Consider the following 25,927-nt stretch of genomic DNA (forward strand, 5'->3'; position numbering starts at 1 on the left):
TCGCGGGCCAGCGCTTCCCGCTGGCCCCGCCGCCGGTGCTGCTCGACGGCGAGCCCCCGGTGGTCGAGGTCGCGGCCGGCGAGGGCTGGGAACGCTGGACGCTGGTCGAGCACTTCGGCGAGTCCTCGCCCGCCGACCGGCACGTGGTGCTGGACGCGACCACCGGCGAGTTCCTCTTCCCGCCAGCGGTCCGGGAACCGGACGGCGGCCTGCGGGCCTTCGGCGCCGTGCCGCCCAAGGGCGCCCGGCTGCGCGTCCCGCGCTACCGCACCGGCGGCGGGATCGCGGGCAACGTCGCCCGCGGCACCGTCACCGTGCTGCGCAGCTCCGTCCCGTACATCGCCCGGGTCGACAACCGGGAGGCGGCGCGCGGCGGGGTCGACGGCGAGACCGTGGAGAACGCCAAGGCCCGTGCCCCGCACCAGCTGCGCCTGCAGGAACGTGCCGTCACCGCCGGGGACTTCGAGCTGATCGCCCGGCAGGCCGCGCCGTCCGCCGCCCGGATCAGCTGCGTGCCCGCCGGCGGCGGGGAGGCGGGGGCGGTACGGGTGCTGGTGGTCCCCGACGCCGTCGCGGACGAGGGCGACCGGCTGCGCTTCGAGCAGCTGATCCCCGACGAGCAGGTGCTGGCCGCCGTCGCGACCGCCCTCGACGAGCGCCGGCTGATCGGCACCCGGCTGGTCGTCCAGCCCCCCGCCTACCAGGGGGTGACGGTCGTTGCCCGGCTCACCACCCGCTCCGCCGACCCCGACCGGGTCCGCGAGGAGGTACTCGCCGCGCTGTACCGGTACCTCAACCCGCTGCGCGGAGGCGCCGACGGCGAGGGCTGGCCGTTCGGTCGGGCCGTGCAGTACGGGGAGGTGTTCGCGGTGCTCCAGCGGGTCGCCGCGGTCTCGGGCGTCGAGGAGGTGCGGCTGTTCCCGGCCGACCCGATCACCGGACGCCGGGGCGCGCCCGCCGAGCGGGTCGAGGTCCCGGCGGACGCCCTGGTCTTCTCCCACCAGCACCAGGTCGTGGTCACCGCGGCCGCCGAGGACGGGACGTCATGAGCGAGTACCGCGCGCCGGGAATCGGGAGGCGCGGATGAGCCGCGCGGCGGTCCCCGGACTGCCCAGCCCGCACCCGATCGGCGAACTGCTGCCCGCGCTGTTCGCCGACGACGACTTCGCCCAGCGGTTCACGGCCGGCCTGGACACCGTCCTCGCCCCGGTCTTCGCGACCCTGGACAACCTGCCCGCCTACTTCCGGCCCGGCCTCGCGCCGGCCGACTTCCTCGACTGGCTGGCCTCCTGGGTCGCGGTGGAGGTCGACCCGGCCTGGCCGGTGGAGGTGCGCCGCGCGGTGGTCGAGCGCGCCGTGGAGCTGCACCGCTGGCGCGGCACCCGCCGCGGCCTCACCGAACGGCTGCGGCTGGTGCTCGGCGCCGGAGCCGAGATCGTCGACGGCGGCGGCGCCTCCTGGTCCACCGACCCGGACGCTCCGTTGCCGCCCGCGCCGGGCGGCGACGTACTGGTCCGGGTCTGGCCGCTGCGCGGACCGGCGCCGGACGAGGACCAGGTGCGGTCCGTCGTGAGGGCGGGCTGTCCGGTCCATCTGACCTGCCGGGTGGAGATCCTGCCCGGCCCACCCGGGCGAACGGAGGGCTGACGGATGCCGGTGTGCCCCGAATGCGGAACGGCCAACGGGGAGGGGGACGACTTCTGCGGCAACTGCGGCGCCTACCTCGGCTGGTCGCGCGGCGCCGCTGCGACGGCGGCGCCGACGGCCGCGCCTGTCGCGGTGCCCGCCCCCGCGCGGGCCGAGCCCGAGCCCGCGCCGGTACCCGTCCCGGAACCCGCGCCCGCGCCCGTCGAATCCACCCGGCGGAGCGCCCCGCGCCGGACCGCGCGCACCAAGCCGGAGCCCAAGCCGGAGCCCGAGCCGGAGCCCAAGGCGGAACCCAAGCCGGAGGGCAAGGCGGAACCCGAAGCAGAGGGCAAGGAGGAGCCCAGGGCGGAGCAGCCACCCGCCCGGCCCGCCGAGCCCCCCGTGACCGATCCCCCGGCGACCCAACCCCCGCCCGCCGCCGAACCCCCGCGCCCGAGCACCGCCCCCGTACGGCCGGCTCCCGCGCAGACCCCGGCCCCCGCCCCCGCCCCGAGGGCGTCGGCCGACCCGGTGGCTGTCCAGCCCGCCAAGCCCGTCGCACCGCGCCCCGTCAGCCGGCCCACCGAGACCGCCGAGACCCAGGACGGCCCGCCGTGCCCCCGGTGCGGCACGCCGAACCTGCCCGAGCGGAAGTTCTGCCGTCGCTGCGCCGCGCCGCTCACTCCGACCGAGGCCGCGCCGAAGCTGCCCTGGTGGCGCACCCGCTGGCCGTTCCGGCGCCGGGTGCGGATCGGCGGCTCGGGCAACGCGCTGCGCCGCACCATCGCGCTGCTCGTGCTGATCGCCGTGGTGGTCGCCGGGATCCTGCTCTACCCGGCGGGCAAGGTCGCCTTCCAGGACGTGCTGGACAAGCTCCGCAAGACCGCGCCGATCACCCCCGCGGCCACCTCGGCGAGCGCCGCCGTCGAGGGCCATCCGGCCACCTTGGCCGACGACGGCCTGAGCAACACCTACTGGGGCGCACCCGCGATCGGGGACTCCGTCACCTTCTCCTTCCGCACCCCGTTCCGGCTGGTGGACCTGATCATCCACACCGGCGACTCGGTGGATCCGGAGCACTTCCGGCAGCAGGCGCGCCCCGTCGTCCTCGCCCTGGAGGTCACCGAGAAGGACGGCACGGTCCACACCCAGCAGGTCCCGCTCAACGACCAGCCCGGCCCGCAGACCGTGCAGACCGGGATCAGCGACGTCACCCAGGTGAAGCTCACCGTCCGGGAGGCCGCCGGCACCGGCCCCGACCGCGCCATCGCACTCTCGGAGGTGGAGTTCTTCAAACGCACCTGACCACGCGGCCCGCCACCGGAGGAAACGATGGTCTACCGGATCCACTTCACGGCGGGGGACCTGGCCAGGACCCGGCCGGCCGATCCCATGCCGTTGACCGAACTCATGGCGGCGGCGAGGGCGTTGCAGTCGCGCAGCCACGCGGCGCGACTGGATCCGTGGCGACGCAGAGCCCTGGCCGGGCTGCCCGAGCGGGCCCGCCTGGCGCTGTCCCTGGTCCCCGCGGACGGCTGGGGGCCGACCTTCCTGATGCCCGCGGTGGCAGGAGGCCCCGAACAGCTGCTGGACCGGGTACGGGCCACGCCGCGCCGGCTCGTCGAGGCGGAGTTGGCCGCGATCGCCGAGCACCAGCCCGTGCCGCGGTGGACCCGTCACCTGGCGGACGACGGGGCGCTGCGGGAGGAACTCGTCGACAGCCTCGGCCTGCTCTACGAGCACCTGGTCGGCCGCCACTGGCCGCAGGTCGTCGACCGCCACGCGGCGGACCGGGCCGTGCGGGTGCGCCAGTTCCTCGGCGGAGGCGTCGAGCTCCTGCTGACCGGCGCCAACCCCCGGTGGCTGCGGTGGAATCCGCCGGTGCTCGAAGTCCGCAGCGCGGTCGAGTACGACCTGTGGCTCCGGGGACAGGGCATCCTGCTGAACCCCTCGGTGTTCGCCACCCGGGCCATGGTCAGCGACGACACCCACGGCCAGCCGCTGCCCGTGGTCACCTACCCGATCGACGACAGCGGGCCGGCGGACCGGTCGGCCCTGTTCGAAGCCGACCGGGCTCCGAGCGGATCGACGGCGGCGCTCTCCGCCCTGCTCGGGCACACCCGTGCCGCCGTCCTGGCGACGATCGCCGAACACCCCGGCTGCTCGACGAAGGAGCTCGCGGCCCTCGCCGGAATCACCCCGTCCAGTGCCAGCGAACACGCCACCGTGCTGCGCGAGGCCGGGCTGATCGGCACCTCCCGGTACCGCAACGCCGCCCTGCACAGCCCGACCGCCCGGGGCCTCGACCTGCTCGGCGACCAGCCCGATCCGTCCGGTTCCGGCCGGTTCCATCCGGATCCGAGCGGTGCCGCGGTGATTCGGAGCAGCCCGAATCTCCTGGAGCGGCGGTCCGGCGGCCGCGGAGACTGAGGACCGGGCGCCGAACCCGCCCGCACCACGACGTCACAGTTCCTCGGGAGGTCCTCATGCGACTCGTCCACAAGGCCGGCATCGCCCTCGCGGCCGGCTTCGCCGCCGTGACCACGCTCCTCGCCCCGGCGGCGAACGCCCAGCCGGCCGTCTCGGCCGCACCGGCCGACTGCCCCAAGGGCGATATCTGCGGCTACCTGTACAGCAACTACCGGACACTCATGTTCCACTACGGCGCTTGTGGCGTCATCCGGGAGATCCCCGACGGCATGAACAGCGGCGGGTCCTGGTACAACAACCAGTCCGCCGGACTCAAGGCGAAGATGTACGACAAGAACCTGAACCTGATCTACACCACGCCCGGGGCCCCCTACGGCGACCCCAACGCCAACTGGGCCCCGGTCTGGTACGTCAAGCCCTGCTGACCCCCGCCCGCCCGGTCCGGGCTGCCGGGTGCGGCCGACGCACCCGGCAGTCGGCCGGTGCGGCGGGGGAGCCCGCCTCCAAGGAGTTCCTCATCTGCGCCGCGTACGGTCACCCGTCATGGCACAACGGCGGGTGGTGGCGGGCATGGGGAAGCTGGGGCACGGGACGCGGCTGGCGGCGGTGAGCGTGATCGCCGGGGTGGTGGCGGCGGGGATGGTGCTGCCCGCGGTGGCGGCGGTCGGGCTCGGCGCGCAGTCGGCGGCGGACGACTTCGAGAGCCTGCCCGACGACTTCAGGACCCCGCCGCTGTCCCAGGCCTCGACCGTCCTCGACGCCCGGGGCGGAACCATCGCCACCGTGTACGACCGGGACCGTACGGTCGTCCCGGCGGAGCGGATCTCCCCGCTGGTGAAGACCGCGCTGGTGGACATCGAGGACAACCGCTTCTACCAGCACGGCGCGATCGACCTCAAGGGCGTGCTGCGCGCCCTGGACAAGAACGCCTCCTCGGGCACCACCGCCCAGGGGGCGTCCACGCTGACCCAGCAGTACGTGAAGAACGTGTTCGTGGAGGAGGCGGGCGACGACCCGCAGAAGGTCGCCGAGGCACAGCGACAGACCGTGGGCCGCAAGATCCAGGAGCTGAAGTACGCGATCAAGGTCGAGGAGACCCTGAGCAAGGACCAGATCCTCACCAACTACCTGAACATCACCTTCTTCGGCGAGAAGGCGTACGGCGTCGAGGCGGCCGCCCGGCGCTACTTCGGTGTGCACGCCGCGGACCTCACCCTGCCGCAGGCCGCGCTGCTGGCCGGCCTGGTGCAGTCGCCGACGGGCTACGACCCGGTGGTCAACCCGACGGCGGCGAAGGAGCGGCGGGACACCGTGCTGCGCAAGATGGCCGCGTACGGGCACATCACCCAGGAGGAGGCCCGGCAGGCGATCGACTCCCCGCTCGGGCTGAACGCCCAGGCGCCGCAGCAGGGGTGCATCCTGGCCAAGCAGGGCGAGGGCTTCTTCTGCGACTACGTGCGCGACGTGGTCCTCACGGACCCGGTCTTCGGGAAGTCGGCGGCCGAGCGGCAGGCGGTGTGGAAGCGCGGCGGCCTGCAGATCCGCACCACGCTCGACCCCGGGGCGCAGGCGGCGCTGCAGGCCTCGGTCACCGGCCACGTCGACGCGGGCGACCGGGCGGCGACCGCGATGAGCATCGTCCGGCCGGGCACCGGGGAGATCCTGGCGATGGGCCAGAGCCGGCCGTACGGCGTGGACGACAAGCAGCACCAGACCCAGATCAACTACAACGTCCCCAAGGCCATGGGCGGCGGGCTGGGGTTCCCGACCGGTTCGACCTTCAAGCCGATCGTCGCGGCGGCGGCCCTGGAGGGCGGCATCCCGGCGGACCGGAGCTACACCACCGACTACAGCATGCCGTGGCCGGCCATGACGGACTGCTCCGGCGGCCGGTTCCCCTCCGCCGGGCAGGTGCACAACGACAGCCAGAGCCTCACCGGCCGGTTCGACATGACGTCGGCCATGGCGCAGTCCGTCAACACCTACTTCGCGAAGCTGGAGGCCGACACCGGCCTGTGCTCGGTCGCGCAGATGACCGACAAGCTGGGCATCACCCAGCAGGCGGGCGGCGAGAAGCTCCAGGTGGTCCCGTCGATGACGCTCGGCAGCAACGACCTGACCCCGCTGGGGATGGCGGCCGTCTACGCGGCCTTCGCCGCCCACGGCACGTACTGCGCGCCCACCGCGATCACCTCGGTGACCGGCCCCGACGGCAAGCAGCTCGCGGTGCCGCAGGCGAACTGCTCGGCGGCGATGTCGGCCGGCACCGCGGACACGGTCAGCGCGATGCTCAAGGGCGTGGTCGAGGACGGCACCGGTCGGACGGCCGGCCTCACCGGCCGGGACAGCGCGGGCAAGACCGGCACCACCAACGACAGTCGCCAGGTCTGGTTCGTCGGCTACACCCCGGAGATGGCGGGCGCGACGGTGGTCAGCGACACCGACAACCCCGAGCCGCTGGACGGTCAGCGGATCGGCGGTACGGTGGTCGGCCAGGCCTTCGGCGGCACCCTGGCCGGCCCGATCTGGCGCGACGCGATGGACGGCGCCCTGGCCGGTACGCCGGCCGGTACCTTCACCCCGGTGCAGCTGCCCTGACCCGGTGACCCGGTGACCCGGTGACCCGGTGACCCGGCGGCCGTGGCCCCGGGCCGCCGGTGCCCAGTGCCCGGCGGCCCGGTGTCCGTGCGTCAGCCGTAGTCAGCCGTAGAGCGCCACCCGCGGCTCGACCGTCCCCTGCGCCGGGGCCGTGCCGACGACGGTGACCCGGTAGCGCTCGGTCAGGGTGTGGTGGCCGTGCAGGACGAGCTTGGCCGAGGCGAGCCGGGTGTACAGGGTGCCGGTCTGGCTGGCGAGCGGCAGGGTGCGCCAGTGGCCGTCGGAGGAGAGCACTTCGAGCCGGACGCTCGCCGGATCGAGGAAGGGCCCGTTCACGGGGGACTCGATGAGGACCTGCGGGGCCACCGTGCGGTCGGCCGAGGAGTCGTTGCGGTAGGAGACGGTGAACACCCGCTGCGCGTGGTCGGGCGGCAGCGAGGAGCTGGGCAGCTCGACGAAGCCGGTCGGCGGGGCGCCGGCCGCGGTCGGGGTGACGGTCGCCGCCTGGGACGGGGCGGTGAGCAGGGCGGTCGGCACGGCGGCGAGGGCCGCGGCCAGCGCCAGGCTCCGACGGGGGATCTTCCGGCTGCGCATGGCGCCTCCTTCGGCCGGTGGCCAGGGCACGCGGGTGCGCCGACTGGTCCGGGCAGGTCCGTACGGCACCACCCTGCCCCTTCACCCGGAAAGCCGCACGTGGAAGCCGCACGCGGAAGCCGCGCGCCGAAGCCGCCCCGGGTGAGCCGTCCGCCGCGACCGGCACGGTGCGAGCCGCCCGCCGTGAGCCGGTGCCGGGCCCGAGCGGACGGCCGGGAGCGGTGCCGGGACTGGGCCGAACGTGCGACCGCCGCGGCCGCGGGGCCGGGGGGCCGGGGCACCGCTCGCGCCGGGACGGGGCCCCTTACCTTCGGCGCAACCTCCCGCCCGGCGCCCGCACCCCGGCCGTCGCGCTCCGCCGGCTCAGGCCGGGGGGACGGGCCGCAGCCGGTAGGCGTCCCCGTGGGCGACGACGTGGCCGGCGGTGGGCGGGGCGAAGTGGGTGCCGAGCAGCAGGGTGTCGGTGCCGGCGAGGGAGCCGAGCAGTGCGCGGCGGGTGGCCTCGGAGCGCTGCGGGTCGATGTCGACGCAGGCGCCGATGGCGGGGTGGGCGAGCTGGACCGGGTGGTGGAGGCAGTCCCCGGTGATCACCGCCGTGCGGCCCCGGCTGGTCAGTTCGACGGCGACGTGCCCCGGGGTGTGGCCGGGGGTGGGGAGCAGGCGCAGGCCCGGGGCGATCGCCAGGCCCTCGGCGGGGACGTCGACGAGGTCCAGCCGGCCGGCCCGCTCGATCGGGAGCACCGAGTCCCGGAACATCAGGGCGCGTGCCTCGTCCATGGCGTAGCCGGCCCAGAACTCCCGTTCGGCGCGGGTGGTGAGGTAGCGCGCGCGGGGGAAGGTGGGCACCCAGGCGCCGTCCACCTTCCGGGTGTTCCAGCCGACGTGGTCGGCGTGCAGGTGGGTGAGGATCACCAGGTCGACGGAGTCCGGCGGGAATCCGGCGGCGGAGAGGCGCCGCGGGTAGTCGGTGCGCAGGTCGTGCCAGGCCGGGTTGGCGCGCTGCTTGCCGTTGCCGATGCCGGTGTCGACGAGTACCCGCAGCCCGTCCAGGTCGAAGGCGAAGCTGTGGCTGTCCAGGCGCAGCGCGCCGTCGGCGTCGGCGAAGTCGGGGTGCAGCCAGGCCTGGCCGGCCACCGTCCCGGGGGTGGCGTCGGGCAGCAGCCACTGTCCGGTCGCGGGCGGCAGCGGGATTTCGTCGATGCGGTGGACGGTGACGTCGCCGACCGTCCAGGAGGGGGTAGGGGTACTGGTCATGGGGCCGACTCCTCCGCTGTAAAAGCCATTTGTTTGCGTTAGTGGGACCCTAGAACCTACAGTCTCGTTAACGCAAACCCTTAGCTTTTGGTGCGGGGCGCCTCGCCTGCGCGAACCCGCCCTGCCGCCCACGATCAGGAGCGCGCCCATGTCCTCCGCCGAACTCACCCCGTCCGAGGCCGCCCACCGGGCCGCCCGGGCCGGACTCGACCTGCCGCCCGAGCGCCACGCCGCGGTGGCGGCCACCGCCGAACACATCCAGTCCGTCGTCGCCGTCCTGCGGGAACTGGACTTCGGGGACACCCCGCCCGGAGCCGCCTACCGCGCGGAAGCGGAGCGCCTCGATGCGGAGGAGCGGCCCGATGCAGCCGTATGAACTGGGCCTCGCCGCCGCCGCGACGCGGATCCGGGAGCGGCGGCTGTCCCCCGTGGAACTGGTCGACTCCGTCCTCGGCCGCATCGACCGGGTGGAGCCGAACCTCGGCGCCTACGTCACCGTCGCCGCCGAGCAGGCCCGCGACGCGGCGCGCCGGGCCGAGCGGGAGATCGCCCAGGGCCGGTACCGGGGGCCGCTGCACGGCATCCCGGTCGGACTCAAGGACCTGATCGACGTCGCCGGCACGCCCACCGGCGCCGGTTCCCGGGTCCGGGACGGCCACCGCGCGACCGCCGACAGCGCGGTCGCCGCCCGGCTGCGGGCCGCCGGCGCGGTCCTGGCCGGCAAGACCCACACCCACGAGTTCGCCTACGGCCTGACCACCCCGCAGACATGCAACGCCTGGGACCGCGACCGGGTCGCCGGAGGCTCCAGCGGCGGGTCCGCCGCCGCGGTGGCCGCCGGGGCGGCGACCTTCGCCCTCGGCACCGACACCGGCGGCTCGATCCGGGTGCCCGCCGCGCTGAACGGGGTGGTCGGCCTCAAGCCCACCTACGGGCTGGTGCCCCGCCACGGCGTCACCTCGCTGTCCTGGTCGCTCGACCACGTGGGCCCGATCACCCGCACGGTCGAGGACGCGGCCCTGGTCCTGGCCGCCCTCGCCGGGCACGACCCGCGCGACCCCGCCTCGCTGGCCGCCCCCGCCGTCGACTACCGGCCCGAGCGGGAGCCGGACCTGACCGGCGTGCGGGTCGGCGTGCCGAACGCCTACTACGTCGACCACGTCGACGAGGAGGTCGCCGCCGCCGTCCACCGTGCCGTCGAGCAGCTGGAGGCGCTCGGCGCCCGGCCCGTCGAGGTGGAGATCCCGATGGCCCGCTACCTGGTGCCCACCCTGTGGGGCCTGGCGGCGCCCGAGGCCGCCGCCTACCACGCGCGCACGCTGCGCACCGTCCCCGAGCTGTACCAGGCCGATGTGAGGGTCCTGCTGGAGGCCGGCGAACTGATCGGCGCGGGCGACTACCTGCGCGCCCAGCGCGCCCGGACGCTGATCCGGGACGCGTGGGCGCGGGTCCTGGCGGAGGTCGACGTGATCGCCGCCCCGACCGTGCCGACGACGGCGGTGCGGGTCGGCCAGGAGACGGTCGGCTGGCCGGACGGCACCACCGAGAGCGTCTCGGACGCCTACGTCCGGCTCTCCGCCCCGGCCAACGTCACCGGCGTGCCCGCGCTGTCCGTCCCGGCCGGCCGCGACGCGGCCGGCCTGCCGATCGGCCTGCAGCTGCTCGGGCGGCCGCTCGGCGAACGGATGCTGCTGCGGGTCGGCCACGCCTTCGAGCGGACGCAGCCCGCGCGGGCGCTCGCGCCGGTGGTTTGAGACGGGCCGGGCCCTGAAGCGGTCCGGAGTCCCGGGGTCGCGCCCGCCCCCGCCTTAACGCAAAGGCCGCGCTTTAGGATGGAGGTATGAGTCCTCGGCAGATGGTCCGCCCGGGCGGGCGCAGCGCCCGGGTCCAGGAGGCGGTGCACACCGCGGTGCGCGAGTTGCTCGCGGAGGTGGGCCGCGAGGCGCTCACCGTGCCGGTGGTCGCCCAGCGGGCCGGTGTCACCCCGTCCACGGTGTACCGCCGCTGGGGCGACCTGGCCGAGCTGCTGTCCGACGTCGCGGTGGAGCGGCTGCGCCCCGACGCCGAGCCGGCGGACCGCGGCGGCCTGCGCGCCGACCTCACCGCCTGGGCCGAGCAGTTCCTCGACGAGATGGCCTCCGCCTCCGGCCGCGCCTACGTCCGCGACGCCCTCCTCGGCGACCCGGACGGCGGCAACGCCGGCCAGTGCTCGGCCTACGCCGCCGACCAGCTCGCCCTGGTCCTCGCCCGCGCCCGCGCGCGCGGCGAGGAGGCCCCCGGGGTCGAGACCGCCATGGACCGCCTCGTCGCCCCCCTGATGTACCGGATCCTCTTCCGCCCCGCCGGCCTCGGCCCCGACCACGCCCGCCGCCTGGTCGCCGACCTGCTCGGCGGCCCGTCCTCCGAGTCGGCCTGACGGTCCGTCAATCACCTTGCCCATGGGGCAAATGTGCGGAATGCGGCTGATGGCACCGCCTGCCCGGTCATGGGTTAGCCTCCTCGGGGCGTGATCACACGCCGATCTCGACGTGGGGGGAATCGCATGGCAATCGGACGACGGCAACTTCTCACCTCCGTCGCACTCGCCGCCCTCGCCGCACCCGTCCTGGCCAGGGGGAGCGCGACCCGCGCGGTCGCGGCCGAGGGCACGGGGACGGCCGGGGGCACAACGGCGGCCGCGGCCGCCGACAACGGGCCGCTGTCCCTGCAGGTCGTCGCGCACGAGGACGACGACATCCTGTTCATGAACCCGGACCTGTCCAACGCGCTCGCCAACGGCACGCCGTCCGTCACGGTGTTCGTCACCGCGGGGAACATCACCGGCGACCCGTGTTCCGGCTGCGGGGACCCGGCCGGCGATCCGCTGCGCACCTGGAACCGGCAGATGGGCGCCGTCAACGCCTACTCCCGGATGACCGGCGTCGGCGACGCCGACCCGACGACCGACGAGGTCGGGCACTGGACGGCCGAGGCGTGGACGGTCGCGGGCAAGCAGGTCGAACGGTACGTCCTCAAGGACCGTCCGGTGCACCTGATCTTCCTCAACCTGCACGACGCCGGGCTCGGCGGCGTCCTGGCCGGCGGTACGGACACCACCGTCGTCCCGACCGGCAGCCTGCTGTCCGGACCGTCGACGTACACGGCGGCGGACGTCGTCGAGGTGCTGCGGCAGATCATGGTGACGTACCAGCCCACCGTCCTCCGGGCCCAGGACGAACTCCCGGACAGCCGCTACGCGGGCGACCACTCGGACCACGTCGCCGCCGCGAAGTTCGCCGGCCAGGCGGCGCTGCTGTACGGCGGCCCGATGGTCCAGGTGAACTACCGGGACTACAACATCACCGACTCCCCGGTGAACCTCGACCCGGCGACGACGGGCGCCAAGGGCGTGTTCGTCTCCGAGTACGCCAGCCACGACCATTCGGGGAGCTACGAGACCGCCTGGTTCTCCCGGATGTACTACCGCTGGTCCCGCGGCACCTCCTGGGCCGGGCTGAACCAGGACGGCCGGCCGCAGGTCTTCCTCGTCCGGGCCGGCGCCCTCTACACCTACTGGCGCCAGGGGGACGGCAGCTGGGGCGGTCCGGTCCGGATGGCCGACCCGGGCGGGCGGCTGGCGCCGGGCATTGCCGTCGGCACCAACGCCGACGGCCGGCTGGAGGTCTTCGCCCGCCGGCTGACCGACCACCACATCATCTCGCTGCCGCAGGGCACGCCCAACGGCTGGTGGTGGAACTCCTGGGCCGACCACGGCAACCCCAACACCGGGCTCGGCAACGAGGCCCAGGTCGGCGTGCCCGTGGTCGCCAACTCCCAGGACGGGCGGCTGGAGATCTTCGTCAAGAACGGCGGCGGCGGCCTCAGCACCATCTGGCAGACCACCCCGGGCGGCGTGTGGACGCGCGACTGGACGGACCTGGGCGGCACCGACCTCCAGGACCCGGTCGCCGCGATCCGCAACGGCGCCGGGAGGATCGAGGTGTTCGCCGCCACCCGCACCGGCATCCTCGGCTGGTGGCAGAGCGCCCCGAACGGCGTCATCAACGGCCCGTCCCCGATCCCGAACGCCCGGCCGGCGAGCCCGCCCAGGGCCGCGCTCGACCAGGACGGCCGCATCGAGCTCGCCTACCGGGAGGCCGGCACCGGCGCGATGCTGGTCAGCTACCAGACCCAGCCCGGCGGCGGTTCGTGGAGCCCGACGCCGGCCCCCCTCGGCGGACACGGGGGAGTGGGCGAGCCGGCCGCGGCCACCCTCGGCGGACGGGTCGTCCTGTTCGAGCGCAACGGCGGCGGTGGCGTGAGCACCACCGCGCAGACCGCCCCGAACTCCGGCTACGACAGCTGGCGGGACCTCGGCGGCACCGTCCTCGACTTCCCGACCGCGATCGTCGACGGCGGCGGGGTGCTCCACGTGTTCGCCATCGGTACGGACGGCCGCGTCCGCTTCCGCGCGGGCACGACGGCCACCGCCTTCGGGGGCTGGCAGGTCCTGCCGCTGTGAACCCCCGCCCGGCGGCCGACCTGGGACACGCCCCGTCGGCCGCCGGGCTCGGGCCGTCGAACCGGCCCCACCGCCTCCGGCCGCGGGGTACACGCCGGACCCCCGACAGCGCGGACCGAGGGGCCGTCAGCGGCCGCCCATCAGCCGGTACATGCCGATCGAGTCGTGGGTGGCGGTGTCCGCGAAGCCGAACTTCTCGTAGAGGAAGCGCGCGGGCCCGTCCGCGATCAGCGAGACGTACGCGGTGGCGGGGGCCCGGCGCTCCAGTTCCTCGGTGAGAGCCGCCATGATCCGCTTGCCGAGGCCGTGGCCCTGGTGCGCGGGGTGGACGCAGATGTCGGTGATCTGGAACGCGGTGCCGCCGTCGCCGATGACCCGCCCCATGCCGACGGGCTCGCCCTCGTGGTGGAGGACCACGCCGTACCAGGTGTTGGGGAGGGCGAGCGCGACCGCTTCCGGGGCCTTGTCGGAGAGGCCGGCGTCGGTGCGCAGACGGCGGAAGACCTCGACGCCGGGCACGCCGGGGCGAAGCTCGTAAGGGTCAATCTTTGGATTCATAGCTTACATGCTACCCGCTCGGCGCCGTCGCCCGGCTCCGGCCGCTCGGGTGAACGCGCGGCGCGACATGCCGGACGCGGCGGGGGGCCGCGAGGGCGGAAGCGATGATCACCGGGTTCCCGGAGCACCCCCCGTCGGAGGCGGACATGCGGATTCTTCTCCTCGCCAGCGCGTTCAACAGCCTCAGCCAGCGGCTGCACGCCGAACTGCGCGACCGGCTCCACGCCGTGGACCTCCAACTGGCCGGTGACGAAGAGGAGTTGCTCGACACGGTGCGCCGGCTCAAGCCCGACCTGGTGCTCGCCCCGATACTGCGCACCGCGATCCCGCGGGAGCTCTGGTCGCAGCTCACCTGCCTGATCGTCCACCCCGGCCCGCCGGGCGACCGCGGCCCCTCCTCCCTCGACCGGGCGATCCAGGACGGCCGCACCGAATGGGCCGTCACCGTGCTCCAGGCCGAGGCGGAGATGGACGCCGGGCCGGTCTGGGCCTCGGCGCCCTGCCGGCTGCCGGCGTACGGCAAGAGCGACCTCTACCGCAACGAGGTCGCCGACGCGGCGGTGGCGGCCGCGCTGCTCGCCGTGGACCGCGTCGCCTCGGGCACGTACGCGCCGCAGCCGCAGTCCGGCCCCGGCTGGAGCGGCGCCGTGCGCACCCGGCCCGTCCTGCGCCAGGAGGAGCGCCGGATCGACTGGGCGGCCGACAGCACCGAGGCGGTGCTGCGCAGGCTCCGCGCCGCGGACTCCCGGCCCGGGGTGCTCGACGAACTGTGCGGCGGCACCTGGTACCTGCACGGCGGGCACCGCGAACCGGTGCTGCGCGGCTGCCCGGGCGACCTGCTCGCCACCCGGGCCGGGGCCCTGTGCCGGGCAACCACGGACGGTGCCGTGTGGATCCCCGAACTGCGCCGCCGCACCCCCGGCGGCCCCGCGGGAGTCAAGCTCCCCGCCGTGACGGCGCTCGGCGGCCTGCTCCCCGCCCTGCCGGAGCTGGCGGCGCCCCTGATGCCGGGCGAGCAGGACGGCCCCGTCTGGTCGGACGTCCGCTACCAGGAGGACGGCCCGGTGGGCTTCCTGCGCTTCTCCTTCCCGGGCGGCGCGATGTCCACCGGCCACTGCCGCCGCCTGCTGGCGGCCTACCGCTTCGCCGTCGCCCGCCCGACCTCGGTGCTGGTGCTCGGCGGCGGCCGGGACTTCTTCTCCAACGGCATCCACCTCAACGTGATCGAGGCCGCGGCGGACCCGGCCGTCGAGTCCTGGGACAACATCACCGCGATGGACGAACTGGTCGACGCGGTGCTCACCACCACCGACCGGCTGGTGGTCGCCGCCGTCGGGGGCAACGCGGCGGCCGGCGGGGTGATGCTGGCGCTGGCGGCGGACGAGGTGTGGTGCCGCGGCGGCTCCGTCCTCAACCCGCACTACCGGCTGATGGGGCTGTACGGGTCGGAGTACTGGACGTACAGCCTCCCGCGCCGCCTCGGCGCGGCGGCGGCCGAACGGCTGACCCGCCAGGCGCTGCCCGTCTCCGCGGCCACCGCCGAGCGGATCGGCCTGGTCGACCGGGTGCTCGCCTGCGGGCCGGAGGAGTTCGGGCCGTCCACGGCCCGCCTGGCCGGGCTGCTCGCCGCCTCGCCCACCGCCCACCAGCGGATCGCGGCGAAGAAGGCCGCGCGCGAGGCCGACGAGCGGACGAAACCGCTCGACGCCTACCGGGAGGAGGAGCTCGCGGTCATGCACCGGCAGTTCTTCACACCCGAATCGCCGTATCACGCGCTGCGTTCCGCGTTCGTCCACAAGCGCCCTGTGCCGACGGGGCCCGCCACGCGACCGTGACCCGAACGGCCCCGCCCGGCTTGCCTCCCCGGGCCCCGGCGCGCGCCGCGCGGACCGGCGCCCGGCCCGGACCGTTGCTATGACTGGCTTCGAGCCATTCCCTCAGGCTCCCATCCCCGAGGAGGCATCCTCATGGGTGCTGCAACAGCTGCAACGACTGCAACAGCTGCAACCACCGACACCGACGTGGTGCACATTCTCTGGATCAACGCGGGCCTCAGCTGCGACGGCGACTCCGTCTCGCTGACCGCCGCGATGCAGCCCAGCATCGAGGAGATCGTCACCGGCGCACTGCCCGGCCTGCCCAAGGTCGCGGTGCACTGGCCGCTGATCGACTTCGAGTGCGGCCCGGTCCAGGGCGCGGACAACTTCGTCGAGTGGTTCTTCAAGGCCGACCGCGGCGAGATCGAGCCGTTCGTGCTGGTCGTCGAGGGGTCCATCCCCAACGAGAAGATCAAGAAGGAGGGCTACTGGTGCGGCTTCGGCGACGACCCCGCCACCGGTCAGCCCATCACCACCAGCGAGTGGCTGGACCGGCTCGCCCCGAAGGCGACCGCCGTGGTGGCGATCGGCACCTGCGCCACGTACGGCGGCATCCACGCGATGGCCGGCAACCCGACCGGTGCCATGGGCGTGCCGGACTACCTCGGCTGGGACTGGAAGTCCAAGGCCGGACTGCCCATCGTCTGCGTGCCGGGCTGCCCGATCCAGCCCGACAACTTCGCGGAGACGCTCACCTACCTGCTGTACCAGCTGGCCGGCTCCGCGCCGATGATCCCGCTGGACGACAAGCTGCGGCCCGCCTGGCTGTTCGGCGCCACCGTGCACGAGGGCTGCGACCGCGGCGGCTACTACGAGCAGGGGCAGTTCGCCACCGACTACGGCACGCCCGAGTGCCTGGTGCGGCTCGGCTGCTGGGGCCCGGTCGTGAAGTGCAACGTCGCCAAGCGCGGCTGGACCAACGGCATCGGCGGCTGCCCGAACGTGGGCGGCATCTGCATCGCCTGCACCATGCCGGGCTTCCCGGACAAGTTCATGCCCTTCATGGACCCGCCCCCCGGCTCACGGGTCTCCTCCAACGCCAGCAGCGCGTACGGCGCGCTGATCCGCCGGCTGCGCGCGGTCACGCTGAACACCCTGGACAAGGAACCGAAGTGGCGTCACTCCGGCCGCCACCTGACCACGGGCTACCGCCCGCCCTGGTGACCGCCGCAGGGCCGCACACCGACCGGTGTGCGGCCGCCGGCGGCCCACGCCCGCTCGACGACCCCCCGCCCGCTCGCCGGGGCCCGCTCCCAGAGACAAGGACACGACAGCAACGATGGCAACACCGACCACCAGGGCGGCCGGCGACGGCAGTGGCCTGACCGAGATGTCCTGGGACCCGATCACCCGCATCGTGGGCAGCCTGGGCATCCACACGAAGATCGACTTCAAGCAGAAGCGGGTCGCGGAGTGCTACAGCACCTCCTCGGTCTTCCGCGGCTACAGCGTCTTCATGCGCGGCAAGGACCCGCGCGACGCGCACTTCATCACCAGCCGGATCTGCGGGATCTGCGGCGACAACCACGCCACCTGTTCCGTCTACACGCAGAACATGGCGTACGGGGTGAAGCCCCCGCACCTGGGCGAGTGGATCATCAACCTCGGTGAGGCCGCCGAGTACATGTTCGACCACAACATCTTCCAGGAGAACCTGGTCGGGGTCGACTACTGCGAGAAGATGGTCCGCGAGACCAACCCCGGCGTCCTGGAGCAGGCCGAGCGCACCGAGGCCCCGCACGCCGGCGACCACGGCTACCGGACGATCGCCGACATCATGCGCTCGCTCAACCCCATCGAGGGCGAGTTCTACCGCGAGGCGCTCCAGGTCAGCCGCTACACCCGGGAGATGTTCTGCCTGATGGAGGGCCGCCACGTGCACCCCTCCACGCTCTACCCGGGCGGCGTCGGCACCGTTGCCACGGTGCAGCTGTTCACCGACTACCTGACCCGGCTGATGCGCTACGTCGAGTTCATGAAGAAGGTCGTGCCGCTGCACGACGACCTCTTCGACTTCTTCTACCAGGCCCTGCCCGGCTACGAGGAGGTCGGCCGGCGCCGGGTCCTGCTCGGCTGCTGGGGCAGCCTCAACGACCCGGACCACTGCGACTTCACCTACCGCAACATGACGGACTGGGGCCGGCGGATGTTCGTCACCCCCGGCGTCGTGGTGGACGGCAAGCTCGTCACCAACGACCTGACGCAGATCAACCTGGGCATCCGCATCCTGCTCGGCAGCTCCTACTACGAGGACTGGCAGGGCAAGGACCTGTTCGTCACCCACGACCCGCTGGGCAACCCCGTCGACCCCCGCCACCCGTGGAACCAGCACACCATCCCCGCCCCGCAGAAGCGGAACTTCGACGACAAGTACAGCTGGGTGATGTCCCCGCGCTGGTTCGACGGCAAGGACCACCTCGCCCTCGACACCGGCGGCGGCCCGATCGCCCGCCTGTGGTCCACCGCCCTGTCCGGGCTGGTCGACATCGGCTACATCAAGGCCACCGGACACAGCGTGCAGATCAACCTGCCCCGCTCGATGACCAAGCCCGAGGTCACCTTCGAGTGGAAGATCCCGCAGTGGAGCAACGCCATCGAGCGCAACCGCGCCCGCACCTACTTCCAGGCGTACGCGGCCGCCGCCGCCCTGCACTTCGCCGAGAAGGCGCTCGACGAGGTCCGCGCCGGACGCAGCCAGACCTGGGAGCGCTTCGAGGTGCCGGACGAGTCGATCGGCTGCGGCTTCACCGAGGCCGTGCGCGGCGTGCTCTCGCACCACATGGTGATCCGCGACGGCAAGATCGCCAACTACCACCCGTACCCGCCCACCCCGTGGAACGCCAGCGTCCGGGACAGCTACGGCACGCCCGGCCCGTACGAGGACGCGGTGCAGAACACCCCGATCTTCGAGGAGAACCCCCCGGAGACCTTCAAGGGCATCGACATCATGCGCGCGGTACGCAGCTTCGACCCCTGTCTGCCCTGCGGCGTGCACATGTACGTCGGCGGCGGGCGCACCGTGCAGACCATGCACGTGCCCACCGGCCTGAGCGGGCTCACCGCATGACGGCCGAGCGGACCGGGCAGCGGATCCACGAGGCCCTGGACGCCCTGGCCGGCAGCGGCGCCGAGCAGGCGGGCGAGCAACTGGTCCGGGAACTCATGGAGTTCTACGGCCAGGGCCTGGCCAGGATGGTCCCGGCGCTCCCCCCGCCCGCACTGGAGCGGATGCTGGACGACCCGGCCGTCGCCGGACTGCTGCTCCTGCACGACCTGCACCCCGAGGACCTCCCCGCCCGGATCGACCGGGCGCTGGCCGCGCTGTCCGAGCGGGTCGAGGTGGCCGGCTTCGACCCGGCCACCGGCGTCCTGCGGCTGCGCCGCACGGCCACCGGCTGCGGCTGCGGCGAACAGGAGGTGGAGGCCGTGCTCGCCTGCCACGCGCCCGAGGTGACCGCCGTGGAACTGGAACGCGCCCCGCAACTGCTCCAGATCGGCACCCGCCCGCCGCAGCCCGCGGAGGCCCGGTGAACACCCGCCGGATCTCCCGCGACGGGACCGCCCTGCTGCACCGGCTGCGCGAACCGGCCCCGCCGCGCCCCGAGCAGTGCGCGTTCTGCGGCCGGGACCTGCCCGCCGGCCACCGCCACCTGGTGGACGTCGAGGAGCGCGCGCTGGCCTGCGCCTGCACCGCCTGCAGCCTGCTGTTCCAGCAGCCGGGCGCGGCGGGCGGCCGCTACCGCACCGTGCCGGACCGCTACCTCGCCGACCCGGCCCGCGAGTTGGACCAGCAGGCCTGGTCGGTGCTGGGCATCCCGGTCGGCACCGCGTTCCTGTTCCGCAACACGGTGATGAACCAGCTGCTCGCCTTCTACCCCGGCCCGGCCGGCGCCACCGAGAGCGAGCTGGACGAGGCGACCTGGCAGCGCGCCCTCGGCGCCAGCCGGCTGGCCGACGCCCTGGAACCGGACGTGGAGGCGCTGCTGCTGCGCCGCACCGAGGAACGCGTGACGTGCTTCCTGGTGCCGATCGACGTCTGCTACGAGCTGGTCGGCCGGCTGCGGCGGTGCTGGCACGGCTTCGACGGCGGCGCCGAGGCACGGGCCGAACTCGACGCGTTCTTCGCGCGGCTGGCCGACCGGGCCCGCCCGCTGCCCGCGGAGGTGACGGCGTGACGGCCCTCGCCTTCGCCTGCACCGGCGTGCGGTCCGACCCGTACGCGGCCGGGCCGACCCTGGTGTTCCGGCTGCGCATCACGGCCCCGGCCGACACCCGGGTGCACGCCCTCGCCCTCCAGTGCCAGCTGCGGATCGAACCGGGCCGCCGGCCGTACGGCGACGCCGAGGGCGAGCGGCTGACCGACCTGTTCGGCGAGCGGCAGCGCTGGGCCACCACGCTCAACCCGGTCCAGTTCGCCACCGTGCCGCTGCTGGTGCCCGGCTTCACCGGCGGCACGGAGATCGACCTCTCGGTGCCCTGCACCTACGACCAGGAGGTCGCCTCGGCCCGCTACTTCCGGGCGCTGGACGGCGGCGAGGTGCCGCTGCTGCTGCTCTTCTCCGGCACCGCCTTCTCCGGTCCCGGCGGCTTCCAGGTCAGCCCGGTGCCCTGGGACCGGGAGGCCCGGGTGCGGATGCCGGTGCGGGTCTGGCAGGAGGCGATCGACCGGCACTTCCCCGGCAGCGGCTGGCTGCGGCTGCCGGAGGACGTCATGGACGAACTGCTGGCCTACCGCTCCCGGCGGGCCCTGCCCTCCTGGGAGGCGACGGTGCGCGAGCTGCTCGCGGCGGCCGCGATCGGGGGGACGGTCCGGTGAGCGACTTCCCGGAGCGGATCGAGCACGGCTTCGCGGCCGCCCGGCAGGTCGCCGACGCGGTGCTGCTGGAGGGCTACGTGCTCTACCCGTACCGCGCCTCGGCGGCCAAGAACCGGCTGCGCTGGCAGTTCGGCGTCCTGGTGCCGCCCGAGTACACCGCGGTCGGCGGCGAGCACTCCCACCAGCGCACCGAGTGCCTGATGGAGGCGCGCGGCGGGGACCTGCTGGCGGTCGAACTGCGCTTCCTGCGGGTCCAGCGGCGCACCGTCGAACGGGCCACCGCGGCCGGCTTCGAGTCGGTGGAGCGCCTGGAGCTGGCCGACCGGGATCTCGTCGAGTGGGACGAGGGCGCCGAGGAAAGGATCGAACTCCTGGTCCCGGTCGAGGAGGTGGACGGCGAAGGGGTGCAGCGGCCGTTCCGGCTGCCGGGCGTCGGCGAAACCGCTCTGGTGCACGAGGACGGCGCCGTCGTCGGCCGGGTGGTGCGACGGCGCGAACAGGTCGACGGCCTGGTCTGGCTGCGGGCCGAGGAACTGCCCGGCCCGTACCGGGCGCAGCGGCTGACCGTGGAGGTGGAGAACACCTCCCCCTGGAGGCCGCCGCAGGGGGCCACCCGCGACCAGGCCCTACCGCACTCGCTGGTCTCCGCCCACCTGCTGCTCGGGCTGGAGCACGGACGCTTCCTGTCCGTCACCGACCCGCCCGAGTGGGCCCGCCCGGCCGTCGAGCGGTGCCGCAACGAGCGCACCTGGCCGGTGCTGGCCGGGCCGGACGGCGACCGCTCGGTGGTGCTGTCCTCGCCGATCATCCTGGAGGACCACCCGCGGATCGCCCCGGAGAGCCTCGGCACGCTGTACGACGCCACCGAGATCGACGAGATCCTGGCGCTGCGGACGGCCGCCCTGACCGAGGAGGAGAAGCGGGAGGCCCGCGGCACCGACGAGCGGGCCGGCGCGGTGATCGACCTGGCCGAGTCCATGCCCCCCGAGGTGCTGGAGCGGCTGCACGGGGCCGTCCGCGGGCTGCGCGAGGTCACCGGCGGCGGCGCCGTCGACGGGGGCGAACAGCCCTGGTGGGACCCGGGCGACGACCCGGCGGTCGACCCCGAGCGGGACCGGGTGCTGGTCGACGGCCACGAGGTCGGCGCCGGCAGCCGGGTCCTGCTGCGGCCCGGCCGGCGGCGCACCGACGCCCAGGACCTCTTCCTGGACGGGCGGACCGGCGTCGTGGAGGCCGTGCTGCACGACCTCGACGGATCGGTGCACCTGGCCGTCACCGTGGAGGACGACCCGGGCGCCGACCTGTGGCGGGCCCAGGGGCGGTTCCGCTACTTCCAGCCCGACGAGGTCACACCGCTGGAGGGATCGTGACGACGGGCTCGACGGTGCTGGTCGCCGGGGTGGGCAACATCTTCCTCGGCGACGACGGCTTCGGCGTCGAGACCGTCCGGCGGCTGTCCGCCCACCCGCTGCCGGCCGGCGTCGAGCTGGCCGACGTCGGCGTGCGCGGCGTGGACCTCGCCTACCGGCTGCTCGACGGCTACCGCACCGCCGTCCTGGTGGACGCCACCTGCCGGGGCGGGGCGCCCGGCACCGTCTACCTGATCGAGGCGGACACCGGAGAGCCGCTGGAGGCGCCCGTCCTGGACGGGCACCGGATGGGGCCGGACGCCGTGCTGGCGCTGCTGGCCACGCTCGCCGCCGGCACCGGCGGCGAGCCGCCGGAACGGGTGCTGGTGGTCGGCTGCGAGCCGGCCTCGCTGGAGGAGGGCATCGGGCTGAGCGAGCCCGTCGCCGCCGCCGTGGAGGAGGCGGTCCGAGTGGTCCTGCGGGTCGTGGACGAGGCCGCGCAGCCGGAGAAGGAGAGAACACCATGCTGAGGAAACTGTTCTGCGTCGCCCTGCTGGCGGGCATCGGCGCACTGGTCTGGCAGAGCCTGCCGGACATCAAGCGGTACCTGCACATCTCCCGGATGTGAGCCGGTGTGACCGGATGCGACCCGAGGTGAGGCGCGGATTGCTGCGAACGGCGCAGCCCCGCGTGCGGTGGCGGCGCGGCTGCGGGCCGACGCCGCCACCGCGCCCTGTAATGGGGCGCGTTGCCGCCCGTTCCGGGAAGGGACCCATGCACGAGATGTCGATCGCCGAAGCCGTCGTCGAGCAGGTGGACACGGCCGCGCGCGAACACGGGGCCCCCGGGGTGGCGCGGGTGCGCCTGCGGGTCGGGGAGCTGGCCGGCGTGGTGCCCGAGGCCCTCGACTTCTGCTTCGAACTCGCCTGCACCGGAACGCTGGTGGCGGGCGCCGTGCTGGACACCGAATCCGTCGCGGCCCGGGCCCGCTGCACCCCCTGCGCGGTCGAGTGGGCGGTCGGCATGCCGCCGGACCTCGGCTGCCCGAGCTGCTCCGGCGGCGGCGGCGTCGAGCTGCTGTCCGGCCGTGAGCTGCAGATCCTCGACGTCCAGTGGGCCGAAGCCCGGGACGTCCGGGCCGAGGTCCGGGACGTCCGGGCCGAACAGAAAGGCTGATGCCGATGTGCCGCACGGTCGACCTCCGTCAGGCGGTCCTCGCCCGCAACGACGACAGCGCCCGCCGGCTGCGGGAGGCGCTGGAGGCGCGGGGGACGGTCGCGGTGAACCTGCTGTCCAGCCCCGGCAGCGGAAAGACCGCGCTGCTGGAGGCCGAGCTGGGGCTGGCCCGGCGGCGCGGGGTGGAGGTCGCCGCGCTGACCGCCGACCTCGCCACCGAGAACGACGCGCGCCGGCTGGCCCGCTCGGGCGCCCCGGTGAAGCAGGTGCTCACCGACGGGCTCTGCCACCTGGAGGCGCGGATGCTCGCCGGGCACCTGGACGGCTGGCTGCCGGCCGAATGCCGGCTGCTGTTCGTGGAGAACGTCGGCAACCTGGTCTGCCCGGCCTCCTACGACCTCGGCGAGACGCTGAGGGTGGTGCTGGCCTCGGTGACCGAGGGCGAGGACAAGCCGCTCAAGTACCCGACGGCCTTCGGGCTGGCCAACCTGGTGCTGGTGACCAAGACGGACCTCGCCGCGGCGGCCGAGTTCGACGAGGCGGCGTTCCTGGCCAACGTCCAGCGGGTCAACCCCGGGGTGACGGTGCTGAACACCTCCGCCCGGACGGGCGAGGGCGTCGGGGCGCTGCTGGACCGGGCGCTGGCCGTGCTGGAGGGGGCCGAGCCGCACCGGCCGGTGATGTCGGCGGCGCCGCACGACCACGGGCACGCGCACGACGACGGGGATGAACACGGGGACGGACACGATCACGTACACGATCACGGGCACCACCACGGCCGCTCCGCCGTGGGGGAGCGCGCGTGACGGCCGGTCACCCCGGGCTCGACCGCGAGCGGCGGCGGGTCGCCGTCCGCGGCCTGGTGCAGGGGGTCGGCTTCCGCCCGTTCGTCCACACGCTGGCCGGTGAACTCGGCCTGGCCGGCACCGTCACCAACACCGGCGAGGGCGTCCTGGCCGAGGTCGAGGGCAGCCCGGACGCCCTGGACGCGTTCTGCCGGCGCCTGGCCGGCGACGCGCCGCCGCTCGCCCAGGTGCACTCGGTGGAACACGCGCCGCTCGCCACCACCGGCGCCACCGGCTTCCGCATCGTCCCGTCCAGCCCCGACGGCCCCCGCACCACCCTGATCCCGCCCGACACCGCCGTCTGCGCCGACTGCCTGGCCGAACTCGCCGACCCGGCCGACCGCCGCCACCGGCACCCCTTCATCAGCTGCACCAACTGCGGCCCCCGGCACACCATCGTCACCGGTCTCCCGTACGACCGGGCCAACACCACCATGGCCGGCTTCCCGATGTGCCCGGACTGCGCCCGGGAGTACACCGACCCCGCCGACCGCCGCTTCCACGCCCAGCCCGTCGCCTGCCACGCCTGCGGGCCGGCACTCGCGCTGACCGTGCCCGGACGCCCCGAACTCGCCGGGGAACAGGCCCTCACGGAGGCCCGGCGGCTGCTCGCCGAGGGCGCGGTCCTCGCCGTCAAGGGCATCGGCGGCTACCACCTCGCCTGCGACGCGCGCGACACCGCGGCCGTCGCCCTGCTGCGCCGGCGCAAGCGGCGCGGCGACAAGCCCTTCGCCGTGATGGCCCGCGACCTCGCCACCGTCGAACGCCTGCTGCCCGTCGACCCGGTCGAGCGGGAACTGCTCACCGGGCCCGTGAGGCCGATCGTCCTGCTCCGCCGCACGGGCCTGCCGGTGCCCGAGGCGGTGGCCCCGGGCAGCCCCGACCTCGGGGTGATGCTCCCGTACACGCCGCTGCACCACCTGCTGCTCGCCGCCCCCGGGCCGGACCTGCTGGTGATGACCAGCGCCAACCTCTCCGGCGAGCCGATCGTCACCGAGGACCGGGAAGCGCTGGAGCGGCTCGCCCCGCTGGTCGACGGCTGGCTCACCCACGACCGGCCGATCCACGTCCCCTGCGAGGACTCCGTGGTGCGGGTGGTGGACGGCGAACAGCTGCCGCTGCGCCGTTCGCGCGGGTACGCGCCGCTCCCGATCCCGCTGCCGGTGCCCGTCCGCCCCGTCCTGGCCGTCGGCGGCGACCTCAAGAACACCTTCGCGCTGGCCCGGGACGGCTACGCCTGGCTGTCCGGCCACATCGGCGACATGAACGACCTGGCCACCCTGCGGGCCTTCGAGCGGGCGGTCGAGCAGCTCGGCACGGTCAGCGGCGTACGGCCCGAACTGCTGGCCGCCGACCGCCACCCCGGCTACCGCTCGCTGCGGCACGCCGAGCGGACCGCCGCCGGCCGGCCGGTGCACCGGGTCCAGCACCACCACGCCCACATCGCCGCGGTGATGGCCGAACACGGCCTGGACGGCGGCCGGCCGGTGCTCGGGGTGGCCTTCGACGGCACCGGCTACGGCGAGGACGGCGCGATCTGGGGCGGCGAGGTGCTGCTGGCGGACTACGACGGGTTCCGCCGCCTCGCCCACCTTCGGTACGTGCCGCTGCCCGGCGGGGACGCGGCCGTCGAGCGCCCCTACCGGACGGCACTCGCCCACCTGCGCGCGGCCGGGCTGCCCCGGCTGCCGCAGCTGCCGCCGGTCCGGGCCTGCGAGGGCGAGGAACTGCGGCTGTTGGAGCGCCAGTTGGAGCGGGGGCTGAACTGCGCGCCGACCTCCAGCATGGGCCGGCTGTTCGACGCGGTCTCCTCGCTCGCCGGGATCTGCCAGCGGGCCGGGTACGAGGCCCAGGCGGCGATCGAACTGGAGGCGGCGGCCTGCGAGTTCGGCCGCGAGGACGGTCCTGTGTACGGGGCGGCGCAGCGGGCGGGTGGCTACGCGTTCGGCCTGTCGGCGCGGGCGGACGGCTGGATCGCCGACCCCGGGCCGGTACTGGCCGCGGTGGTGGCCGACGTCACCGCGGGTGCGCCCGCGGGGCTGGTCGCCGCCCGCTTCCACGGCGCGGTGGCCGAGCTGGTCCGGCGGATCTGCGCCGCCGTCCGGGAACGGCACGGCACCACCACCGTGGCCCTCAGCGGCGGGGTCTTCGCCAACGCGCTGCTCTCCTCCGCCTGCGCGAGCGGGCTCGGGGAGGACGGCTTCACCGTACTGCGGCACCGCCGGGTGCCGCCCAACGACGGAGGGCTGGCGCTGGGCCAGCTGATGGTGGCCGCCCGGTCGGCGGCCACCCGGGAGGAGTGA

The 25,927-nt window shown here is 74.5% G+C and carries 25 protein-coding genes; 22 read left to right on the plus strand and 3 right to left on the minus strand.

All coding sequences use genetic code 11. From position 1 onward, the window contains the following. The 6 genes from ACWGJO_RS11570 to ACWGJO_RS11595 all read left to right on the plus strand — a co-directional run. The coding region (locus ACWGJO_RS11570) for a putative baseplate assembly protein (RefSeq protein ID WP_452183253.1) at nucleotides 1–1,049 on the plus strand (1,049 nt) is incomplete at its 5' end. Nucleotides 1,050–1,083: 34 nt separating this feature from the next. Further along, a complete protein-coding gene (locus ACWGJO_RS11575) occupies nucleotides 1,084–1,647 on the plus strand; it encodes a phage tail protein (RefSeq protein ID WP_387729091.1) in 564 nt (187 codons plus the stop codon). Nucleotides 1,648–1,650: 3 nt separating this feature from the next. Beyond that, nucleotides 1,651–2,931, plus strand: a complete 1,281-nt coding sequence (locus ACWGJO_RS11580) for an NADase-type glycan-binding domain-containing protein (protein ID WP_452183254.1) — start codon at nucleotides 1,651–1,653, stop codon at nucleotides 2,929–2,931. A gap of 27 nt (nucleotides 2,932–2,958) precedes the next feature. Further along, a complete protein-coding gene (locus ACWGJO_RS11585) occupies nucleotides 2,959–4,056 on the plus strand; it encodes an ArsR/SmtB family transcription factor (protein ID WP_452183255.1) in 1,098 nt (365 codons plus the stop codon). A 56-nt stretch (nucleotides 4,057–4,112) separates the two neighbouring features. Then, nucleotides 4,113–4,481, plus strand: a complete 369-nt coding sequence (locus tag ACWGJO_RS11590) for a hypothetical protein (protein ID WP_452183256.1) — start codon at nucleotides 4,113–4,115, stop codon at nucleotides 4,479–4,481. 118 nt (nucleotides 4,482–4,599) lie between these two features. Further along, nucleotides 4,600–6,654: a transglycosylase domain-containing protein gene (locus tag ACWGJO_RS11595; protein WP_452183257.1), complete on the plus strand. Its 2,055-nt coding sequence runs from the start codon at nucleotides 4,600–4,602 to the stop codon at nucleotides 6,652–6,654. 102 nt (nucleotides 6,655–6,756) lie between these two features. Here ACWGJO_RS11595 and ACWGJO_RS11600 read toward each other — a convergent pair whose 3' ends face one another. Both ACWGJO_RS11600 and ACWGJO_RS11605 read right to left on the minus strand, forming a co-directional pair. Next, nucleotides 6,757–7,248 (minus strand): signal peptide protein, encoded by a 492-nt coding sequence (locus ACWGJO_RS11600; RefSeq protein ID WP_452183258.1) that lies wholly within the window; start codon nucleotides 7,246–7,248, stop codon nucleotides 6,757–6,759. 363 nt (nucleotides 7,249–7,611) lie between these two features. Then, nucleotides 7,612–8,502 carry an MBL fold metallo-hydrolase gene (locus ACWGJO_RS11605; RefSeq protein ID WP_452183259.1) on the minus strand — a complete coding sequence of 297 codons (891 nt, stop codon included), beginning with the start codon at nucleotides 8,500–8,502 and terminating at the stop codon, nucleotides 7,612–7,614. 148 nt (nucleotides 8,503–8,650) lie between these two features. Here ACWGJO_RS11605 and ACWGJO_RS11610 point away from each other — a divergent pair, with 148 nt between their 5' ends. The 4 genes from ACWGJO_RS11610 to ACWGJO_RS11625 all read left to right on the plus strand — a co-directional run bounded on the left by ACWGJO_RS11610 (nucleotide 8,651) and on the right by ACWGJO_RS11625 (nucleotide 13,003). Next, the gene (locus tag ACWGJO_RS11610; RefSeq protein ID WP_452183260.1) at nucleotides 8,651–8,878 is read left to right on the plus strand and encodes a hypothetical protein; all 228 of its coding nucleotides are present in this window, start codon (nucleotides 8,651–8,653) and stop codon (nucleotides 8,876–8,878) included. Beyond that, nucleotides 8,865–10,256 carry an amidase gene (locus ACWGJO_RS11615; RefSeq protein ID WP_452183261.1) on the plus strand — a complete coding sequence of 464 codons (1,392 nt, stop codon included), beginning with the start codon at nucleotides 8,865–8,867 and terminating at the stop codon, nucleotides 10,254–10,256. Before ACWGJO_RS11610 ends, ACWGJO_RS11615 begins: the two co-directional genes overlap by 14 nt. A gap of 86 nt (nucleotides 10,257–10,342) precedes the next feature. Further along, nucleotides 10,343–10,918 carry a TetR/AcrR family transcriptional regulator gene (locus ACWGJO_RS11620; protein WP_452183262.1) on the plus strand — a complete coding sequence of 192 codons (576 nt, stop codon included), beginning with the start codon at nucleotides 10,343–10,345 and terminating at the stop codon, nucleotides 10,916–10,918. A gap of 126 nt (nucleotides 10,919–11,044) precedes the next feature. After that, nucleotides 11,045–13,003 carry a PIG-L family deacetylase gene (locus tag ACWGJO_RS11625; protein WP_452183263.1) on the plus strand — a complete coding sequence of 653 codons (1,959 nt, stop codon included), beginning with the start codon at nucleotides 11,045–11,047 and terminating at the stop codon, nucleotides 13,001–13,003. A 126-nt stretch (nucleotides 13,004–13,129) separates the two neighbouring features. Here the strand turns inward: ACWGJO_RS11625 and ACWGJO_RS11630 are convergent, their stop codons facing one another. Beyond that, nucleotides 13,130–13,561 carry a GNAT family N-acetyltransferase gene (locus ACWGJO_RS11630; RefSeq protein ID WP_452183264.1) on the minus strand — a complete coding sequence of 144 codons (432 nt, stop codon included), beginning with the start codon at nucleotides 13,559–13,561 and terminating at the stop codon, nucleotides 13,130–13,132. Nucleotides 13,562–13,707: 146 nt separating this feature from the next. On the opposite strand from ACWGJO_RS11630, the gene ACWGJO_RS11635 reads away from it, so the two are divergent. From ACWGJO_RS11635 to hypF, 12 genes are all read left to right on the plus strand, one after another. Further along, nucleotides 13,708–15,396, plus strand: coding sequence for an enoyl-CoA hydratase-related protein (locus tag ACWGJO_RS11635; RefSeq protein ID WP_452183265.1), 1,689 nt, complete (start codon nucleotides 13,708–13,710; stop codon nucleotides 15,394–15,396). Between the two features lie 132 nt (nucleotides 15,397–15,528). Next, nucleotides 15,529–16,602 carry an NADH-quinone oxidoreductase subunit B family protein gene (locus ACWGJO_RS11640; RefSeq protein ID WP_387684323.1) on the plus strand — a complete coding sequence of 358 codons (1,074 nt, stop codon included), beginning with the start codon at nucleotides 15,529–15,531 and terminating at the stop codon, nucleotides 16,600–16,602. Between the two features lie 115 nt (nucleotides 16,603–16,717). Continuing rightward, nucleotides 16,718–18,505 carry a nickel-dependent hydrogenase large subunit gene (locus ACWGJO_RS11645; RefSeq protein ID WP_452183266.1) on the plus strand — a complete coding sequence of 596 codons (1,788 nt, stop codon included), beginning with the start codon at nucleotides 16,718–16,720 and terminating at the stop codon, nucleotides 18,503–18,505. Further along, nucleotides 18,502–18,969 carry a thioredoxin gene (locus ACWGJO_RS11650; RefSeq protein ID WP_387684319.1) on the plus strand — a complete coding sequence of 156 codons (468 nt, stop codon included), beginning with the start codon at nucleotides 18,502–18,504 and terminating at the stop codon, nucleotides 18,967–18,969. The genes ACWGJO_RS11645 and ACWGJO_RS11650 overlap by 4 nt, the downstream gene beginning before the upstream one ends. After that, the gene (locus ACWGJO_RS11655; RefSeq protein ID WP_452183267.1) at nucleotides 18,966–19,613 is read left to right on the plus strand and encodes a DUF5947 family protein; all 648 of its coding nucleotides are present in this window, start codon (nucleotides 18,966–18,968) and stop codon (nucleotides 19,611–19,613) included. Before ACWGJO_RS11650 ends, ACWGJO_RS11655 begins: the two co-directional genes overlap by 4 nt. Continuing rightward, nucleotides 19,610–20,254 (plus strand): DUF6084 family protein, encoded by a 645-nt coding sequence (locus ACWGJO_RS11660; RefSeq protein ID WP_401049151.1) that lies wholly within the window; start codon nucleotides 19,610–19,612, stop codon nucleotides 20,252–20,254. Before ACWGJO_RS11655 ends, ACWGJO_RS11660 begins: the two co-directional genes overlap by 4 nt. Further along, the gene (locus tag ACWGJO_RS11665; RefSeq protein ID WP_452183268.1) at nucleotides 20,251–21,624 is read left to right on the plus strand and encodes a hypothetical protein; all 1,374 of its coding nucleotides are present in this window, start codon (nucleotides 20,251–20,253) and stop codon (nucleotides 21,622–21,624) included. The genes ACWGJO_RS11660 and ACWGJO_RS11665 overlap by 4 nt, the downstream gene beginning before the upstream one ends. Beyond that, the gene (locus ACWGJO_RS11670) at nucleotides 21,621–22,133 is read left to right on the plus strand and encodes a hydrogenase maturation protease (RefSeq protein ID WP_452183269.1); all 513 of its coding nucleotides are present in this window, start codon (nucleotides 21,621–21,623) and stop codon (nucleotides 22,131–22,133) included. The genes ACWGJO_RS11665 and ACWGJO_RS11670 overlap by 4 nt, the downstream gene beginning before the upstream one ends. Further along, the gene (locus ACWGJO_RS11675) at nucleotides 22,127–22,231 is read left to right on the plus strand and encodes a DUF6893 family small protein (RefSeq protein WP_380354177.1); all 105 of its coding nucleotides are present in this window, start codon (nucleotides 22,127–22,129) and stop codon (nucleotides 22,229–22,231) included. Before ACWGJO_RS11670 ends, ACWGJO_RS11675 begins: the two co-directional genes overlap by 7 nt. Before the next feature lie 146 nt (nucleotides 22,232–22,377). Next, nucleotides 22,378–22,779 carry a hydrogenase maturation nickel metallochaperone HypA/HybF gene (locus tag ACWGJO_RS11680; RefSeq protein WP_380542572.1) on the plus strand — a complete coding sequence of 134 codons (402 nt, stop codon included), beginning with the start codon at nucleotides 22,378–22,380 and terminating at the stop codon, nucleotides 22,777–22,779. A 5-nt stretch (nucleotides 22,780–22,784) separates the two neighbouring features. Continuing rightward, the gene (gene hypB / locus ACWGJO_RS11685) at nucleotides 22,785–23,585 is read left to right on the plus strand and encodes a hydrogenase nickel incorporation protein HypB (protein WP_452183270.1); all 801 of its coding nucleotides are present in this window, start codon (nucleotides 22,785–22,787) and stop codon (nucleotides 23,583–23,585) included. After that, nucleotides 23,582–25,927 carry a carbamoyltransferase HypF gene (hypF, locus tag ACWGJO_RS11690; RefSeq protein ID WP_452183271.1) on the plus strand — a complete coding sequence of 782 codons (2,346 nt, stop codon included), beginning with the start codon at nucleotides 23,582–23,584 and terminating at the stop codon, nucleotides 25,925–25,927. Before hypB ends, hypF begins: the two co-directional genes overlap by 4 nt.

The organism is Kitasatospora sp. NPDC054795 (assembly GCF_053611565.1).